Consider the following 16803-nt stretch of genomic DNA (forward strand, 5'->3'; position numbering starts at 1 on the left):
TTTTAAATTTCCCAATTACCTTACCATCCCATACTGATCACACAAACAACTTGGAGCAGACTACGGACCCACAATACGTTGTTTGCATTATTAGCTCTGGCTATAGAATTCAGGAAAACAGAAGAACTACTATCTAGGGAGTTGTAAAATAATATTAAATTTTACTGTCAATTTGTCACAAACCTGTTTTAAGCCCTATATTTGCTGCCCGTTATATTAGAAAGGCAACAATAGATATGGAGAAAATTATAGACGAATCGCTTCAGGGTTCCGCCCTGGCACTTGGCAAGAAAAATTCCAACAGCAAAAAACTTTATATAGAAAGTTATGGTTGCCAGATGAATTTTTCGGACAGTGAAATCGTCGCGTCCATTTTAGCCAATGAAGGCTTTAACACCACCCAAAACCTTACCGAAGCAGATTTAGTATTGGTAAATACCTGCTCCATTCGTGAGAAAGCGGAACTTACTGTTCGTAAGCGTCTGGAAAAGTTTAACGCCATTAAAAGAGACCGCCCCCACATGAAGGTGGGTGTACTTGGTTGTATGGCCGAACGTTTAAAACATCAATTTTTAGAGGAGGAAAAAATAGTGGACATGGTTGTGGGACCGGATGCCTACAAAGACCTACCCAATCTGATACAAGAAATAGAAGAGGGCCGTAATGCCGTAAACGTTATTCTTTCCAAAGACGAAACTTACGGAGATATTTCCCCCGTGCGGTTGAACACCAATGGAGTAACGGCTTACGTATCCATCACCAGAGGTTGCGATAATATGTGCACTTTCTGCGTAGTTCCTTTTACTAGAGGTCGCGAACGTAGCCGCGACCCACAATCTATCATAGACGAAGTAAACGACCTATGGAACAGAGGCTTTAAAGAGATTACCCTTTTAGGCCAAAATGTTGATAGTTACCTATGGTATGGCGGCGGATTAAAAAAAGATTTTAGCAAAGCCTCGGATATGGAAAAGGCCACTGCGGTGAACTTTTCGCAATTGTTGGAAAAAGCGGCATTGGCCCAACCCAAAATGCGTATTCGGTTTTCTACTTCCAATCCACAGGACATGACCTTAGATGTTATCCACACCATGGCCAAATACAAGAACATCTGTAATTCCATTCACCTTCCGGTACAAAGTGGCAGTGATCGCATATTAAAAGAAATGAACCGTTTGCATACCCGCGAGGAGTATTTTGAACTTATTGATAATATTCGCCAAATTATTCCCGATTGTTCCATTTCACAGGATATGATCATTGGTTTCCCAACCGAAACCGAAGATGACCATAAAGACACCTTATCTTTAATGGAGTATGTAAAGTATGATTTTGGTTATATGTTCTCCTATTCCGAAAGACCCGGAACTTTGGCCGAACGAAAAATGGAGGATGACGTTCCCGAAGAAACAAAGAAGCGAAGACTATCTGAAGTTATCGCCCTTCAAAGAGAACACTGCCAAGAGCGCACACAAAGACACTTGGGTAAGGTTCAGGAAATTTTAATTGAAGGCACTTCAAAAAAATCGGACGAGCATTTCATGGGACGCAACTCACAAAATACCGTTGCCGTCTTCCCAAGAGAGCATTATAAAATCGGTGAGTTTGTTATGGTACGAATGGATGACTGTACTTCTGCCACCTTAATCGGTGAAGCCGTAGGATACTCAGACAACAACTAGAAACCAACACCCCCGAAGCACAAAGAACCATGGAAAACGTACAAGCCATAAAACAACGATTTGAGATAATTGGCAATGACCCAAAACTCAACCGTGCTATAGAAAAAGCCATACAAGTAGCCCCTACGGATATTTCTGTCCTTGTAACAGGTGAAAGTGGTGTGGGTAAAGAGGCCATTCCTAAAATAATCCATTCCCTGTCCCATAGAAAACATGCCAAATATATTGCCGTAAACTGTGGAGCTATTCCAGAGGGCACTATAGACAGTGAACTCTTTGGTCATGAAAAGGGTGCTTTTACCGGAGCCACACAAACCCGAAGCGGTTATTTTGAAGTTGCTGATGGCGGAACCATTTTTTTGGATGAAGTAGGAGAATTACCCCTTACCACCCAGGTTAGATTATTAAGGGTTCTTGAAAACGGTGAATTTCTAAAAGTGGGGTCATCCCAAGTACAAAAGACCAATGTGCGCATTGTAGCGGCAACAAACGTAAACATGTTCGATGCCATTAAAAAAGAAAAATTCAGGGAAGACCTTTATTATAGGTTAAGTACAGTAGAAATTAATATTCCACCGTTACGGGAAAGACAGGGAGACATACATTTACTCTTTAGAAAATTTGCTTCGGATTTTGGACAGAAGTACAAGATGCCTACTATTCGTCTAGATGATGATGCAGTAGACCTTTTGTTAAAATACAGATGGCCTGGCAACATTCGTCAATTACGGAACATTGCCGAACAAGTTTCCGTTCTTGAAGAAAGTAGAAGTGTATCTTGGTCTACCTTAAACGGTTACCTTCCAAATTCCAACAATACTAATTTACCTGCCGTCATTGGTCAAAAAAAGGCAGAAAGCGATTTCAGTAATGAAAGGGAGATTCTTTACAAGGTTCTTTTTGACATGAAAAGCGACCTAAACGATTTAAAGAAACTCACCTTGGAGTTAATGAAGAACAATGATGGAGAAAAAGTTCAAGAAGAGAACGAAGGCCTGATCAGAAAAATTTATGGCGACCATGACGAAGCGGTAGAAGAAGAGGAGCGTACGCCATTAGAAGTGTTACACCTTCCCGAACCACGGATAGAAAAGCCCGTTAGCAAACCTACCGTAGAGGACAAGTACCATTTTGCCGAAGAAATTCAAGAAGAAGAAACCTTATCTTTACAGGAAAAGGAAGTAGAACTCATAAAAAAATCCTTGGAACGCAACCGTGGTAAAAGAAAAGCCGCAGCAGCAGAACTAGGAATTTCGGAGCGAACGCTTTACCGTAAAATAAAACAGTACGATTTATAACAGACCTAGAACACCACATTAGTGTTTTATGCCGTAACAACTTTAATATACATAGTACTTTGAAAAAGAATTTATACTTAGCCTTCAGCCTCATCCTGATCCTTTCGCTTAATGGATGTGGTGTTTACAATTTTACAGGAGGTAATGTAGGTACCGCCACTACATTTACGGTACCTAGGTTTCAAAATTACGCTACCCAAAACCCCGGTTCTACTTTTGAACCGGGACTAGAAAGAGATTTTACTTTGGCGCTCCAAGATCGTATTTTAAACCAAACCAGTCTTGACTTGACCTCCTCAAACGGCGATTTGCTGTATGAGGGCGAAATAGTTGAATTCCGCATATCTCCAATGAGTGCAACAGCACAACAAACTGCCGCACAGAACAGGTTGTCCATGGCGGTTAAAGTCCGTTTTTATAATAAAACAAAGGAAGATGCAGATTTTGACCAGCGCTTTTCATTTTTCTATGATTACCCCGCAAACTCACAGCTGTCCGCCGTAAAGACCGAAGCCTTAGAAGTTATTTTTGAACGGATAACCCAAGATATATTCAACGCTTCCTTGGCAGATTGGTAAAAGGTTTTCTAACTTATAGGTCCAAAAAAACAAGAATACGCAGTATTACCCGTAACCCAACACAATGAACGTACAAGATTTTACATACCTTTTACAGCACCCGGACAAAGTGGTATCTCCACTTCAGACCAAACAACTGGAAGAGGTTTTGGAAGATTATCCGTACTTTCAAGCCGCACGTGCATTACAACTAAAGGGGCTAAAAAACCTGAACAGTTTTAAATACAACAATGCACTAAAAATAACCGCCGCATATACTACGGATCGCGATGTTCTTTTTGACTTTATTACTTCCGAGGAATTTTTACAGAATACCATTGCCGATAAAATTTCGGGCAAAGCCACAACACTAGTTGAAACTGAAATTATTTCGGAGGAAATAGAGACCGCCAAAAACGAAAGTAGCCCTGTAGAAATCCCTATTCCGCTAACATCCGCAGATGCCGACAAATTATTGGACCCCAAACTCTTTCAATCCAAAGACCCTAAGATTGATGAAGAAATAGCGGAAGCCAAAAGAAAAGCTTCCGAAAAATTGGAATTGGGAGAACCCCTACCCTTTACCAAAAGGGAAAAATACTCGTTCGCAGAATGGCTTCAGCTTACCACCTTTACATCTGTTAAAAGAGAAGAACAAAATACACCTGCAGAAAAAACCATTGAAGAAGAACCTGAACCTATTGCATTTCCCTTAGAAGAGGAAATCCTTAAAAGGAAAAAGTTTGACCTTATTGACAAGTTCATTGCAGAAAACCCAAAAATAAAACCCAACAAAGACGTTCAAAAGATTGCTATAGAAAGCTCTGTTACGCTTGACAAAAAGGAACTGATGACCGAAACCTTGGCAAAGGTTTACCTAGAGCAAAAAAAGTATAAAAAGGCCATTCAATCTTATAAAATTTTAAGTTTGAAATATCCGGAAAAAAGTGGTTTCTTTGCAGACCGAATTAAAGCGGTAGAAAAATTACAACAAGAAAATAAGTAAGGCATTATGAGTACGTTCACCATTTTTTTAATCCTTATTATTATAGTTTGCTTTTTGCTAATACTAGTCATCATGGTTCAAAACCCTAAAGGTGGCGGGTTGTCATCTTCTTTTGGTGGCGGTGGCAGTCAAATTGTTGGCGGTGTAAAAAAGACAGGAGATTTCTTGGACAAAAGTACTTGGACCTTATCCATTTTACTTGTTGTTCTTATCCTAGCTTCTAACGTTGCCCTTAAAGGCAACTTTAGTGACACAGACTCAAAATTACTGAACGGAGACGGCATTGAGACCGTTGTTCCAGAAACAGTACCGGAAGCTTTACCGGAACAGGCTCCTGAACCAGCAAGTTCTCCTGCCGATAGTTTATAAAATAACTTATATTCATATACAAAAATGCCAGCTTAGTGACAAGCTGGCATTTTTGGTTTAACAATGTGTCAGTTTTCCCGTAATGGCATAATTTCTGCCTAGTACCACCTGAGAATATAATTTTTCAAACTAAAAACTAAAAATATGGCAAAAGTGAACATTAAACCATTGGCGGATAGGGTTCTTATTGAACCTATGGCTGCCGAAACCAAAACAGCATCAGGTATCTACATTCCAGATACTGCCAAAGAAAAACCTCAACAAGGTAAAATAGTTGCCGTTGGACCTGGTACCAAAGACGAGCAAGTAACAGTTAAAGTTGGTGATACTGTTTTATATGGTAAATACGCAGGCACTGAGCTTAAGCTTGAAGGCGTTGATTACCTTATGATGCGTGAAAGTGACGTTTTAGCAATCATATAGTTTCTTTCACATTCCATTAACCACTGGAATTTTCAAGGAAACACATAAGATAAATTCAAAAGACTCTCACTTTGGTGAGAAAAACTAATACTAATATTTATTATGGCAAAAGATATAAAGTTTGACATTGATGCACGCGACGGCCTTAGAAGAGGTGTTGATGCATTGGCAGATGCAGTTAAAGTAACATTAGGTCCTAAAGGTAGAAACGTAATCATCAGCAAATCCTTTGGTGCTCCACAGGTAACCAAGGATGGTGTTACGGTAGCAAAAGAAATTGAGTTGGCAGACCCTCTAGAAAATATGGGGGCCCAGATGGTTAAAGAAGTTGCTTCTAAAACTAATGACCTTGCGGGAGACGGTACTACTACAGCTACAGTTTTGGCCCAAGCTATTGTTAAAGAAGGTTTGAAAAACGTTGCTGCCGGCGCAAACCCAATGGATTTGAAGAGAGGTATTGACAAAGCCGTAGAAGCTATTGTTGAAAACTTGGCCAAGCAATCTAAAAAAGTTGGTGATTCTTCAGAAAAAATAAAGCAAGTAGCTTCTATTTCTGCCAACAATGACGAAACTATTGGTGACTTGATCGCCCAGGCTTTCGGAAAAGTTGGTAAAGAAGGTGTAATTACCGTTGAAGAAGCAAAAGGTACCGACACATACGTAGATGTCGTTGAAGGTATGCAATTTGACAGAGGTTACCTTTCTCCATACTTTGTTACGGATTCAGAAAAAATGGTTTCTGACCTAGAAAACCCTTACATCTTATTATTTGATAAGAAGATTTCTTCTATGAAGGATTTACTTCCTGTATTGGAGCCAGTTGCCCAATCCGGAAAACCTTTATTGATCATTGCAGAAGATGTTGATGGTGAAGCATTGGCTACTTTGGTAGTAAACAAATTAAGAGGTTCTTTAAAAATTGCAGCTGTTAAAGCTCCAGGTTTTGGAGACCGTAGAAAAGCAATGTTAGAAGACATCGCTATCCTAACTGGCGGTACAGTTATTTCTGAAGAAAGAGGTTTCTCTTTGGACAATACTACACTAGACATGTTGGGTACTTGTGAAAAGGTACAGATAGACAAAGACAATACAACTATCGTAAACGGCGGTGGTGTTGCAAAAGATATCAAGACGAGAGTAAACCAGATTAAATCTCAAATTGAGACCACTACATCTGATTACGATAAAGAAAAACTTCAAGAGCGCTTGGCCAAGTTGGCCGGTGGTGTTGCCGTACTTTACGTAGGTGCCGCATCAGAAGTTGAAATGAAAGAAAAGAAAGACCGTGTAGATGACGCCTTACATGCAACAAGAGCTGCTGTAGAAGAAGGTATCGTTGCCGGTGGTGGTGTTGCCTTGGTTAGAGCTAAAGCAGTTCTTTCTAAAGTTGCTACAGAAAATGAGGACGAAGCTACAGGTCTACAGATTGTTGCCCGTGCCATTGAAGCACCGTTAAGAACTATCGTTTCTAACGCAGGTGGTGAAGGTTCAGTTGTAATTGCTAAAATCCTTGAAGGTAAAGGAGATTACGGTTACGATGCTAAATCCGAGAAATATGTTGAAATGACAAAAGCCGGTATTATCGATCCTAAGAAAGTAACTCGTGTTGCATTGGAGAATGCTGCATCTGTTGCCGGTATGATCTTAACTACCGAGTGTGCATTGACCGATATTAAAGAAGATGCTCCTGCTGCACCACCAATGGGTGGAGGCGGAATGCCAGGCATGATGTAGTGGCGAGCCGCCACAGGCAATTTTTAGCTTGTTTGCGGAGGACATATATTTATAATTAAAGCTGCTCTTGAAGTTTCAAGAGCAGCTTTTTTTTATGCACTTATACCAACAAAAAAACCACCTTCTTTATTTACAGAAGGTGGTTTTCATGTCCGAACGGTAAGCGCCTATTCCAGGCCGTAACCTAACTACTTCTTACGAGGAGCAGCTTTCGGAGCAGCCTTTTTACCAGCTTTCGCTGCTAACGGCTTAGCAGATGATTTACCTGCATTTTTTGCTTGTGCCATGATTTTCGTGTGTTAAATAAAACTAATCTAAGGTAAATCAGTTTTTGATCCGTGATATTTTCATTGGGAAAAAATTAACTAAAATTTTTCAGCCAATTTAACCTTGCCTCTATACTTCTAACACCCTACCTACAAGACGTTTAAAAATTAATGGTCAGCACCGTCATCTGAATTATCTTCTCTATATCTACAACAAGGGTGCACACTTTCGTAAGCTTCCTCTGTAGCTTTCAATTCTTTGGTATCGTGGCCTACTGCTACAATAGCAGTTTTTATTTTCATGGGGTCTGTTTTACGCTCGTCCATAATAACCGCCAATTGATGCGTTGGTATATCCCACGAGGCATACTTCACCCCTTTTACATTAAGTGCCGCTTCCTCTATCCGTTCTTTGCACATGGCACATTTTCCATTAACGTCAAAGGTCATTTTTTTATTCTTTTCCTGAGCAAAGGTCACTAGAGTAAATAGGGCCATCGCCATTGATAAAACTGTAGTTTTCATTTGTATATGTATTAATTAGTAGTGTATTAAATTTTAATTCTAAAACCTCCATAAAACATACGCCCCATAATAGGCGCATATATAATAGTAGTATCAAAGTTGGGGCCAAAAGGATCGTCAGCCCCTAAAACCGGATTATCTTGTTGTACTCCGGATAAGTTCTCTCCCCCTACATATATTTCAAACGTATTAGAGAACACTTTTGTTATCTGTGCATTCATATGATTATAGGGCGATGATGTAGTTGACAGTTGATACGCTATTGGATTTGAACTCGTATCCGGCAATCGTTTTTCTCCCACACTATGCAACGTATAATCAAACTTCCACTTAGAACCATTTTCCTTTGCTTTTGTCTCATAACCAACATTGGCAAAGAACATATCTTGAGCCTGTAACGGCTTCTGAAGACTACCGCTTTGATAATCGGTTTTTACGTCATAATTTTTATACGCAACCCGCAGATCTAAACGAGGTAGAGGCTCATAATTCACTTCAACCTGAAAACTCTTTGCCTTACTATCTCCTTCCAGATTATAAAATAAGACTTCTTGTGAACTTTCCCAATCCACCACAACCTGATTTTCAAAATGGGTAATATAATAGTCTACCGAGATATCTCCTTTTCCATTCAGAAAATTAAACCCTTGCAAAAAACTTACCCCATAATTCCATGCATCCTCGGGATCAAGACCGTACACTTCTCCGCTAGAGTTTAAAATCTTTATCTCACGTGCCGAAGCAAAAAGCTGTTGGTTCTCCGCAAAAATATTGGCAGCGCGCTTACCCCTACCAAAAGAACCTCGTAAACTTCCCTTTTCCCAAGGTGTATATCGCATGTGGAATCTTGGGGTAACGAACGTACCCAACCTATTATGGTTGTCTACACGAACACCGGCAGTAAGACTTACCTTTTCCAAATTCTCATAACTATATTCAAAAAAAGCACCTACCGAACGGTCTTCCCTAGAATAATCCGTAGCGGTTACCATTTCATCATAACCGTCATAAGCAAAGGTTAATCCTGTTTTAAACTTGTTGCGTGTATCTCCTATGATAGAGTTGAAAAGCAAATTGGTGTAGATGCTCTCATGGTTAATATCATAAGTTCTAAAACCAAAATACGAATCCTGTTTGTGTAAACTATAAGCCGTTTGAAAACCGAAACTCTGAAATGGCAACTCCGGAAAAACGTAACCCAGTTTTAAAGAAGTATCAAAACGGCGGGTGTTAATTTCACTCCCCCATACTTCGGCTTCATTCTGCAATCCGTTTGCTCCATCCACCCTATCCGTATCAGGGTTAAAATCTACCTCTCCAACTTGCTTTTCATCATTTAAAAACCGGACATTAAAAAAGCTTACCCAACCCTTCTCCGCATCTTGGTACTGCCAGCGGTTCATTACGTTAATTTGGTCTGCCAGGGGAGCATCAAGAAACCCATCTCCATTATCATCTTCTTTTTGAGTTCTTTTATTTCCGTGGATATAAAGTCCAGTGCTCCATTTTTCGGACAACTTTTTATTAAAATGGGTATTCAACTCATACCGCCCGTTCTCATTACCATATCCATTTATAAAAATGGAACTATCTGTTAAAGGTTTAACCAATTCCGTATTTATTTGACCCGAAATACTTTCATAGCCGTTTACCACACTACCCGCACCTTTGGTAATCTGAATACTCTCGATCCAAGTACCTGGGGTAAATGTGAGTCCGTATGCCTGCGAGGCACCGCGCACCATTGGAATATTCTCCTGGGTAATCATTAAATACGGGCTGGTAAGTCCTAACATCTCAATTTGTTTTGTTCCCGTTAACCCATCGGATAGGTTTACATCTATTGCGGGATTGGTCTCAAAACTTTCAGCCAAATTGCAACAGGCCGCCTTTAACAACTCCGCACTATTTACGGTTACCGTATTTTGTGGGCTAAAGTAGGCTTTTTGAATATGGTCCCGTTCCTGTTGCACCACCACTTCTTCCAGCTCATTGGAGGGCTTTAAACCGTGACGTATTGTTTTAGGGGCATTTACCAATAAGGTATCGGACTCATAGCCCACATAACTAATGATCAGCTTATTGTACTCCTTTTTATAAGGAATGGAGAATTTTCCATCTATATCCGTTACTACTCCTATTTGGGAATCCATCCAATATACATTGGCCCCCGCAAGTCCTAACGGATTACTATTGCCTGCTTCCACCACTGTCCCATCTACCTTTTCTTGAGGAAAAGAGAGCCAAGGCAATAACAAGGCAAGCGTTATTATTAATTTATTCATCTATTTAAATTGAATTTTCTATTGTCAATTTGTTTGTTTTATTCGTAGTCCCCTACTGGAACAACCCAATAAAATTAGACCTATAGCCTTAAGAGAACTACCTTACCACATGAGATGCTCCGATTAAACCAACCGAAACCATACTACGCAGTACAGCACAAAAAATTGAAGAAAATCAAATTAAAAAGACAGCATCAAGCAATTGAATATCCTTGATTATTTTGGGAGGATTGTAGTGACTGTACGGAACATGTTTAGCCTCTACTGGCTCAAAAAGAACCCCATAAGAATAAACGAACGCAACCAAAACCATTTGCTGGTCAAGGTTAAAATCGTTAAAAGAAGGTTTTACGTCATTTTGCCCTTCCATAGCGATCAACTCACTATTACAGCATGACATTTTATCTACAGTAGAACCTATATTCTCATCCAAAGACATTGCCATACCGCAATCTTGGGCATCCGAGAAAAATGCAACATCTACAAGACGCCCCATACAATAGTGCTTTTCTACTTTAAAAGAAGTTGTAGAAACCAGTAGCACCAACGCCATGAAGCAAGCAAAATAAGAATGTATCTTTCGGTTCATTAAGGCAAATTTAAGAAATAAACTGCCATTCTTATTTTTAGCCCTAGTCTTTAACTAAAATTTAGAGTTTCCCGCTAATTCATGATTAAATGAATTTAAAACTGACATTTAGGGCAATAAAATAGAATTAGATCGTTGTAGAGGTACTAATTATAACGGATAAAACTTACAGTACATCCGATTCACTAACCGCTTTCAACTTAAAATTTTAGAAATGAAGAAGAATATTAGATCAGTAGTAAAATCTGGATTTGCAATTTTTGCATTAGCCTTTATGGCCTCTAGCTGTAGTAGCGATGAAGGTTCTGTTTTTGACACTCCCACAGATCAGGAACAAGAAAATCCTGACGGATCAAACACAGCCACATTAATAATCAATGAAAATGATAGCTCCAATGACATTTTAGTTGCTGAAGCATCTGGCGAAGTAGGCGCAACTGTTCCTGGACGTATTATTTATACTTCCGTAAACAACCAAAAAAGATTGTACATCACCCAAAACATATCCGGAAGTGGAGATATGCCTTTTAATAACTTTAATATAGAAGGCAAAGACCTCAAAGAAGCTTTAAAAGGTGATGGTTCTGTTGACTTAGATGGAGATACCCAAAAAGCTATTGACTTTACTTTTGAACTTCCGGTTCCTGATATTGACAATGGAGAAATAGTATACAAATTCTGGACTACGACCGGAAAGGGAGATTTTAGGGATGCCACTAAAAGAAAAGCATTGGGCGTAGGTACAATTACCGTTACAGTTGGTAATGGCACAAACGCTGCCGCCGAGGTAAGATCTTTTACAGATGTAAAATTATTTGCACCAGATGAATTTGGCAAGACCGAAACATTTTTTTCCCTTCTGAACGGCACCGAGTACAGAATAGATAGCGGCCCTGAATTTAGAGCGTTTTGGGATTTTGGATATTACTACGGAGCTTCTGGTGATTCTGCAAATGACAAAGCTTCCTTTGCCTCTACTGCAACCTATAATGATGTATTTCCTTTTGACGTTAAAGGTCTTGAAGCTGATGATACCGAGGAAAATGCCGCAACAGAAACCTTAAACCACATGTATTTTGACCTATCATCTACTACTACCGCTGAGTTTGATGCAATTGTCTTAGCGGGTGAACTAAATTTCATAAACGAAACCACCTTTGAATCAAGAACAAATCTTGCTATTGGCGAGGTAATTGAGTTTGTGGACGAATATGGTAAAAAAGGTCTTATTAAAATTACAGATATAAAGGCCGGCTATGGCATTACGGACTACATTGTCTTTGACGTGAAAGTACAACCATAATATATTTTTAAATATTGAAAAAGGGGTGTCGTTAATTCGGCACCCCTTTTTTGTTTACAAAAGCTTATTTTTGCACAAAAAAATTAGCATGTTCATCACTTTACGTACCCAAGCGTCCTCCATACTACATTCTACCGAAACAACCGTAGAAAACAGACTGCAAAACCTTTGCAAGCTTCTTAAAGAAACCGTTCCCCATTATGATTGGGTAGGGTTCTATTTTAAAAACGGCAACAAGGAAGAATTAAAATTAGGCCCTTATGCAGGCGCACCTACCGATCATACAATTATACCTTTTGGTAAGGGTATTTGTGGCCAAGTTGCAGTATCCAATCAAAATTTTGTTGTGCCGGACGTTAAGGCTCAGGACAATTATATTGCCTGCAGTATTACGGTAAAGGCGGAAATTGTAGTTCCACTATTTATTAATGGTGAAAACGTTGGTCAAATAGACATAGATTCCAATACCCCAGATCCATTTACGGAAGAAGACGAACGCTTTTTAGAGTTCATAAATACCGAAGTGGCCAAAATATACATCCCATAACCCATACCTAAAAGCACTTTTTTAATATATCAATGCCGTTTATCGATGCCACCCCGTGTTATTTGACACGAATCAGTTTAAAACTTTAGCTGTTTTGTTGATAACCTCGGCTATTTTTTCTTTCAAAAAAAGTACTTTTGCGTGTCTTTTTAACTTAGTAACAACATCCTATTAAAATGAGCATCAAAAAAGCTTCTTCTGCACTTATTTCCGTATTCCATAAAGATGGACTAGAACCTATCATTAAAAAATTCCAAGAATTAGGAATTACAATCTACTCCACCGGAGGAACCGAGAAGTTCATAAAAGACCTAGGTGTTGATGTTGTGCCCGTAGAGGACGTAACCAGCTACCCTTCTATATTAGGAGGAAGAGTTAAAACTTTACACCCTAAAGTTTTTGGAGGCATCCTTAACAGACAGGACAATGAAAGTGATGTTGCCCAGTTAGAAGAATTTGAAATCCCACAATTGGATATCGTTATCGTAGATCTTTATCCTTTTGAAAAAACCGTAGCCAGCGGTGCACCGGAACAAGATATTATTGAAAAAATCGATATAGGCGGTATTTCTCTTATACGTGCCGCCGCCAAGAACTTCAAAGATGTGCTTTGTGTTTCTTCTATGGAAGATTACGCAGATTTCTTAAACGTTATCACAGAAGGTAACGGAAGTACAAGTCTAGAAGACCGCAAGCGTTTTGCATCAAAAGCGTTCAACGTTTCTTCTCACTATGACACAGCTATTTTCAACTACTTTAATAAAGAACAACAAGAAGCTACGCTTAAAATAAGCGAAGAAAAAGGGCAAATTTTGCGTTATGGGGAAAACCCACACCAAAAAGGGTTCTTCTTTGGTGATTTTGAGGCCATGTTCAACAAACTACACGGCAAAGAATTATCGTACAACAACCTTTTAGATGTTGATGCAGCAGTTAACCTAATGAACGAATTCAAGAACGATGCGCCAACTTTTGCCATATTAAAGCACAACAACGCTTGTGGCCTTGCACAACGCGAGACCATTCACCAAGCCTATGTAGATGCCTTGGCCGGTGATCCCGTTTCTGCTTTTGGAGGTATTTTGATCAGTAATGTTGAAATTGACAAACCTACGGCAGAAGAAATTCACGGTTTGTTCTGCGAGGTAGTTATAGCGCCAAGCTATTCTCAAGAAGCACTTGACATACTAAAAGGCAAAAAGAACCGTATTATTCTTGTTCAGAATGATGTGGCGTTGCCGGATACTTTGGTCAGAACTTGTCTTAACGGATTTTTAGTTCAAGACAAGGACCATAGAACGGATGCCATAGAAGATTTACAGTACGTAACCAACACTAAACCATCGGAACAGGATTTAGAGGATTTAATTTTTGCTTCCAAATTATGTAAGCATACCAAGTCCAACACAATTGTTTTAGCTAAAAACAAACAATTATGCGCTAGCGGAACAGGGCAAACCTCTCGTGTAGACGCTCTAAACCAAGCAATTCACAAGGCTAAATCGTTTAATTTTGACCTTGAAGGAGCCGTAATGGCGAGCGATGCGTTCTTTCCTTTCCCAGATTGTGTAGAGATAGCCAATAAAAGTGGTATATCTAGCGTTATACAGCCGGGCGGGTCTATAAAAGACCAATTGAGTATTGATTACTGTAATGAAAACAACGTATCTATGGTTATGACGGGCACCCGTCATTTCAAGCATTAATTTCATTACTTTTGTCGATGAAACACACCCCTATCAAGCTAGTAACATAACCAAACAAGATTACAAATGGGATTTTTTGATTTCTTGACTGAGGAAATCGCCATCGATTTAGGTACGGCGAACACCCTTATCATTCACATGGACAAGGTAGTTGTGGACAGCCCGTCCATCGTTGCTCGTGACCGTATTTCAGGCAAGATAATTGCCGTAGGTAAAGAGGCGAACATGATGCAGGGCAAGACCCACGAAAACATTAAAACAATACGCCCGTTAAAAGATGGGGTTATTGCAGATTTTGATGCATCGGAAAAGATGATCAATATGTTCATCAAGAATATCCCTGCCTTAAAAAAGAAATGGTTTCCACCTGCACTTCGTATGGTCATCTGTATTCCTTCCGGTATTACCGAAGTGGAAATGCGTGCCGTAAAAGAATCTGCAGAACGTGTAAACGGTAAAGAAGTTTACTTGATCCATGAGCCAATGGCAGCGGCTATAGGTATTGGGCTGGACATTATGCAGCCAAAGGGAAACATGATCGTAGATATAGGGGGCGGTACTACAGAAATTGCCGTTATAGCCCTTGGAGGAATCGTTTGCGATAAATCCGTTAAGATTGCAGGTGATGTTTTCACTAACGATATTATTTATTATATGCGTACGCAGCACAACCTTTATGTGGGTGAGGCTACTGCAGAGAATATAAAAATAGAAATAGGTTCGGCTACCGAAGATTTACAGACACCTCCGGACGAAAAATCGGTACAAGGTCGTGATCTATTGACAGGAAAGCCTAAGCAAGTCCAGATTTCATATCGTGAAATTGCGAAAGCATTGGACAAATCCATTCTACGTGTGGAAGATGCCGTAATGGAGACACTTTCCCAGACTCCACCGGAACTGGCCGCAGATATTTACAACACTGGTATTTATTTAGCAGGGGGTGGTTCTATGTTACGTGGATTGGACAGAAGGCTTTCACAAAAGACAGACCTACCTGTATATATCGCAGAAGACCCGTTACGTGCCGTAGTTAGGGGTACAGGTATAGCACTTAAAAACTTAGAGCGCTACAAGAGTATCCTTATCAAATAAAACCTAAAGATTTCGGGGCGATTTCAAAAGGGTTTAAATTTTATTTCCATTCGGAATTGCTTCGCAGGTTTCACCAAATCCATTAGTGAATGCAACAGATCATCAACTTTATCATACGATATAAGAATTTTCTTCTTTATGTCTTATTGATGATTGTTTCTTTGGGCTTTACGATACAGTCTCACTCGTATCACCAATCCCGCTTTTTCAACTCGTCCAACTGGATTACAGGCAATATCCTAGAAACCTCAAATGATGTTTCTACCTATTTTGGCCTGGATAAGGAAAACGAGAAGCTAATGCAGGAGAACGAGTACCTGCGTAAGCTGCTCTTCAACAAAAAGGAAATAGACTCCACTATCTTAGATTCGGTACAACTAACGTATACTATTACTACGGGTAAGGTCATTAAGAATAGTTTCGCGGACCCCCGCAACTACGTTACCTTAAATAAAGGCAAAAAGGATAGTGTTAAGCCGGATATGGGTGTAATTACCAGCAAAGGTATTTTGGGCATTGTAGAAAACACCTCGAATAATTTTGCCACGGTACAGTCTATTTTAAACGAAAAATCCAACATAAACGCCAAAATAAAGAATACCGACCATTTTGGCTCTTTGGTATGGGATACAAAAAGATATAATGTAGTGCAGTTGGTAGATATACCTAGATTGGTGCCACTTACCATTGGAGATACTATTGTAACCGGGGGAATGAGTAGTATTTTTCCAGAAAACATACCTATTGGAACCATTAGAAAATTTGACCTAAATACTTCTAAGAGTTTTTACAATATAGATGTAGCCCTATTTAATGATATGACCAATATCAAGAACGTCTACATCATAGATAATTCGTACCGCGAGGAAATTTTAGAACTAGAAAAACAAACGGAGACCAATGGTCAGTAACTACTACTTCTTAAACGTCATTCGTTTTATACTGCTAGTACTGGTACAAGTGCTTGTGTTCAATAGGCTCAACTTTTTTGGGTTCATAAACCCTATGGTCTACATTCTGTTTCTTTACTGGTATCCCATAAAAGAAAACAGGGCGGCATTTATAGGTCTTGGCTTTTTACTGGGCATTGCAATAGATTTCTTTTCGGACACGATGGCCATACACGCGGCATCTACAATTACAATAGCCTATATGAGGCCCGCAATTATGCGATTTGTTTTTGGTGTTAATTTTGAATTTCAAAGTTTTAAATTAAGTAACACCACTAGGGTACAACAAATTACGTATTTGGCGTTATTAATTATAGTACATCACTTTGTTTTCTTTACTCTGGAAATTTTTAGTTTGGCTAATTTCCTATTAATTTTGAAAAAAGTATTGGCTACGGGCATCGCAACTCTTATTCTTTGCTTATTATTTGGTTCACTGTTTAGTGTTCGCAAAGAGTAAATAAGCGT

16 protein-coding genes are annotated in these 16803 nt (G+C 39.4%); 13 read left to right on the forward strand and 3 right to left on the reverse strand.

Annotated elements, in window-relative coordinates; translation table 11 throughout:
* The first annotated feature begins 236 nt into the window (after window positions 1-236).
* The 7 genes from miaB to groL all read left to right on the forward strand — a co-directional run bounded on the left by miaB (window position 237) and on the right by groL (window position 7069).
* Window positions 237-1682 (forward strand): tRNA (N6-isopentenyl adenosine(37)-C2)-methylthiotransferase MiaB, encoded by a 1446-nt coding sequence (miaB, locus tag SJY45_RS10670; protein ID WP_215913850.1) that lies wholly within the window; start codon window positions 237-239, stop codon window positions 1680-1682.
* A 29-nt stretch (window positions 1683-1711) separates the two neighbouring features.
* Window positions 1712-2980 carry a sigma 54-interacting transcriptional regulator gene (locus SJY45_RS10675; RefSeq protein WP_215437930.1) on the forward strand — a complete coding sequence of 423 codons (1269 nt, stop codon included), beginning with the start codon at window positions 1712-1714 and terminating at the stop codon, window positions 2978-2980.
* A 59-nt stretch (window positions 2981-3039) separates the two neighbouring features.
* A complete protein-coding gene (locus SJY45_RS10680; RefSeq protein ID WP_215913849.1) occupies window positions 3040-3558 on the forward strand; it encodes an LptE family protein in 519 nt (172 codons plus the stop codon).
* Window positions 3559-3622: 64 nt separating this feature from the next.
* Window positions 3623-4543 carry a hypothetical protein gene (locus SJY45_RS10685; protein WP_215437923.1) on the forward strand — a complete coding sequence of 307 codons (921 nt, stop codon included), beginning with the start codon at window positions 3623-3625 and terminating at the stop codon, window positions 4541-4543.
* A 6-nt stretch (window positions 4544-4549) separates the two neighbouring features.
* Window positions 4550-4912: a preprotein translocase subunit SecG gene (gene secG / locus SJY45_RS10690; protein ID WP_215437920.1), complete on the forward strand. Its 363-nt coding sequence runs from the start codon at window positions 4550-4552 to the stop codon at window positions 4910-4912.
* Between the two features lie 144 nt (window positions 4913-5056).
* Complete coding sequence (gene groES / locus SJY45_RS10695) at window positions 5057-5335, forward strand: co-chaperone GroES (RefSeq protein ID WP_194525858.1); 279 nt, start codon at window positions 5057-5059, stop codon at window positions 5333-5335.
* Window positions 5336-5437: 102 nt separating this feature from the next.
* On the forward strand, window positions 5438-7069 hold the full coding sequence (gene groL, locus SJY45_RS10700; protein WP_215437917.1) for a chaperonin GroEL: 1632 nt from the start codon (window positions 5438-5440) through the stop codon (window positions 7067-7069).
* A 434-nt stretch (window positions 7070-7503) separates the two neighbouring features.
* Here the strand turns inward: groL and SJY45_RS10705 are convergent, their stop codons facing one another.
* The 3 genes from SJY45_RS10705 to SJY45_RS10715 all read right to left on the reverse strand — a co-directional run bounded on the left by SJY45_RS10705 (window position 7504) and on the right by SJY45_RS10715 (window position 10734).
* The gene (locus tag SJY45_RS10705; protein ID WP_303404359.1) at window positions 7504-7860 is read right to left on the reverse strand and encodes a heavy-metal-associated domain-containing protein; all 357 of its coding nucleotides are present in this window, start codon (window positions 7858-7860) and stop codon (window positions 7504-7506) included.
* 26 nt (window positions 7861-7886) lie between these two features.
* A complete protein-coding gene (locus SJY45_RS10710; RefSeq protein WP_400070601.1) occupies window positions 7887-10145 on the reverse strand; it encodes a TonB-dependent receptor domain-containing protein in 2259 nt (752 codons plus the stop codon).
* A gap of 175 nt (window positions 10146-10320) precedes the next feature.
* Complete coding sequence (locus SJY45_RS10715) at window positions 10321-10734, reverse strand: HYC_CC_PP family protein (RefSeq protein ID WP_400070603.1); 414 nt, start codon at window positions 10732-10734, stop codon at window positions 10321-10323.
* Between the two features lie 214 nt (window positions 10735-10948).
* Here SJY45_RS10715 and SJY45_RS10720 point away from each other — a divergent pair, with 214 nt between their 5' ends.
* The 6 genes from SJY45_RS10720 to SJY45_RS10745 all read left to right on the forward strand — a co-directional run bounded on the left by SJY45_RS10720 (window position 10949) and on the right by SJY45_RS10745 (window position 16795).
* On the forward strand, window positions 10949-12037 hold the full coding sequence (locus tag SJY45_RS10720) for a hypothetical protein (RefSeq protein ID WP_400070605.1): 1089 nt from the start codon (window positions 10949-10951) through the stop codon (window positions 12035-12037).
* 88 nt (window positions 12038-12125) lie between these two features.
* On the forward strand, window positions 12126-12584 hold the full coding sequence (locus SJY45_RS10725) for a GAF domain-containing protein (RefSeq protein ID WP_400070607.1): 459 nt from the start codon (window positions 12126-12128) through the stop codon (window positions 12582-12584).
* A gap of 176 nt (window positions 12585-12760) precedes the next feature.
* Window positions 12761-14290, forward strand: coding sequence for a bifunctional phosphoribosylaminoimidazolecarboxamide formyltransferase/IMP cyclohydrolase (gene purH / locus SJY45_RS10730; RefSeq protein WP_303404363.1), 1530 nt, complete (start codon window positions 12761-12763; stop codon window positions 14288-14290).
* Between the two features lie 66 nt (window positions 14291-14356).
* Complete coding sequence (locus tag SJY45_RS10735; protein ID WP_013992538.1) at window positions 14357-15385, forward strand: rod shape-determining protein; 1029 nt, start codon at window positions 14357-14359, stop codon at window positions 15383-15385.
* 89 nt (window positions 15386-15474) lie between these two features.
* Complete coding sequence (gene mreC / locus SJY45_RS10740) at window positions 15475-16296, forward strand: rod shape-determining protein MreC (protein ID WP_215437902.1); 822 nt, start codon at window positions 15475-15477, stop codon at window positions 16294-16296.
* Window positions 16286-16795, forward strand: a complete 510-nt coding sequence (locus tag SJY45_RS10745; RefSeq protein ID WP_400070610.1) for a rod shape-determining protein MreD — start codon at window positions 16286-16288, stop codon at window positions 16793-16795. The genes mreC and SJY45_RS10745 overlap by 11 nt, the downstream gene beginning before the upstream one ends.
* Window positions 16796-16803: the final 8 nt, after the last annotated feature.

This window comes from Zobellia russellii, from assembly GCF_044597075.1.
Taxonomy (GTDB): domain Bacteria; phylum Bacteroidota; class Bacteroidia; order Flavobacteriales; family Flavobacteriaceae; genus Zobellia; species Zobellia russellii.

Bases quoted from the DNA above. Each gene is read 5' to 3' on its own strand.
- SJY45_RS10735 (WP_013992538.1), top strand. From the start codon at position 14,357: ATGGGATTTTTTGATTTCTTGACTGAGGAAATCGCCATCGATTTAGGT.
- SJY45_RS10685 (WP_215437923.1), top strand. From the start codon at position 3,623: ATGAACGTACAAGATTTTACATACCTTTTACAGCACCCGGACAAAGTG.
- SJY45_RS10705 (WP_303404359.1), bottom strand. From the start codon at position 7,860: ATGAAAACTACAGTTTTATCAATGGCGATGGCCCTATTTACTCTAGTG.
- purH (WP_303404363.1), top strand. From the start codon at position 12,761: ATGAGCATCAAAAAAGCTTCTTCTGCACTTATTTCCGTATTCCATAAA.
- SJY45_RS10710 (WP_400070601.1), bottom strand. From the start codon at position 10,145: ATGAATAAATTAATAATAACGCTTGCCTTGTTATTGCCTTGGCTCTCT.
- SJY45_RS10720 (WP_400070605.1), top strand. From the start codon at position 10,949: ATGAAGAAGAATATTAGATCAGTAGTAAAATCTGGATTTGCAATTTTT.
- SJY45_RS10715 (WP_400070603.1), bottom strand. From the start codon at position 10,734: ATGAACCGAAAGATACATTCTTATTTTGCTTGCTTCATGGCGTTGGTG.
- SJY45_RS10675 (WP_215437930.1), top strand. From the start codon at position 1,712: ATGGAAAACGTACAAGCCATAAAACAACGATTTGAGATAATTGGCAAT.
- secG (WP_215437920.1), top strand. From the start codon at position 4,550: ATGAGTACGTTCACCATTTTTTTAATCCTTATTATTATAGTTTGCTTT.
- SJY45_RS10725 (WP_400070607.1), top strand. From the start codon at position 12,126: ATGTTCATCACTTTACGTACCCAAGCGTCCTCCATACTACATTCTACC.
- SJY45_RS10745 (WP_400070610.1), top strand. From the start codon at position 16,286: ATGGTCAGTAACTACTACTTCTTAAACGTCATTCGTTTTATACTGCTA.
- mreC (WP_215437902.1), top strand. From the start codon at position 15,475: ATGCAACAGATCATCAACTTTATCATACGATATAAGAATTTTCTTCTT.
- groL (WP_215437917.1), top strand. From the start codon at position 5,438: ATGGCAAAAGATATAAAGTTTGACATTGATGCACGCGACGGCCTTAGA.
- miaB (WP_215913850.1), top strand. From the start codon at position 237: ATGGAGAAAATTATAGACGAATCGCTTCAGGGTTCCGCCCTGGCACTT.
- groES (WP_194525858.1), top strand. From the start codon at position 5,057: ATGGCAAAAGTGAACATTAAACCATTGGCGGATAGGGTTCTTATTGAA.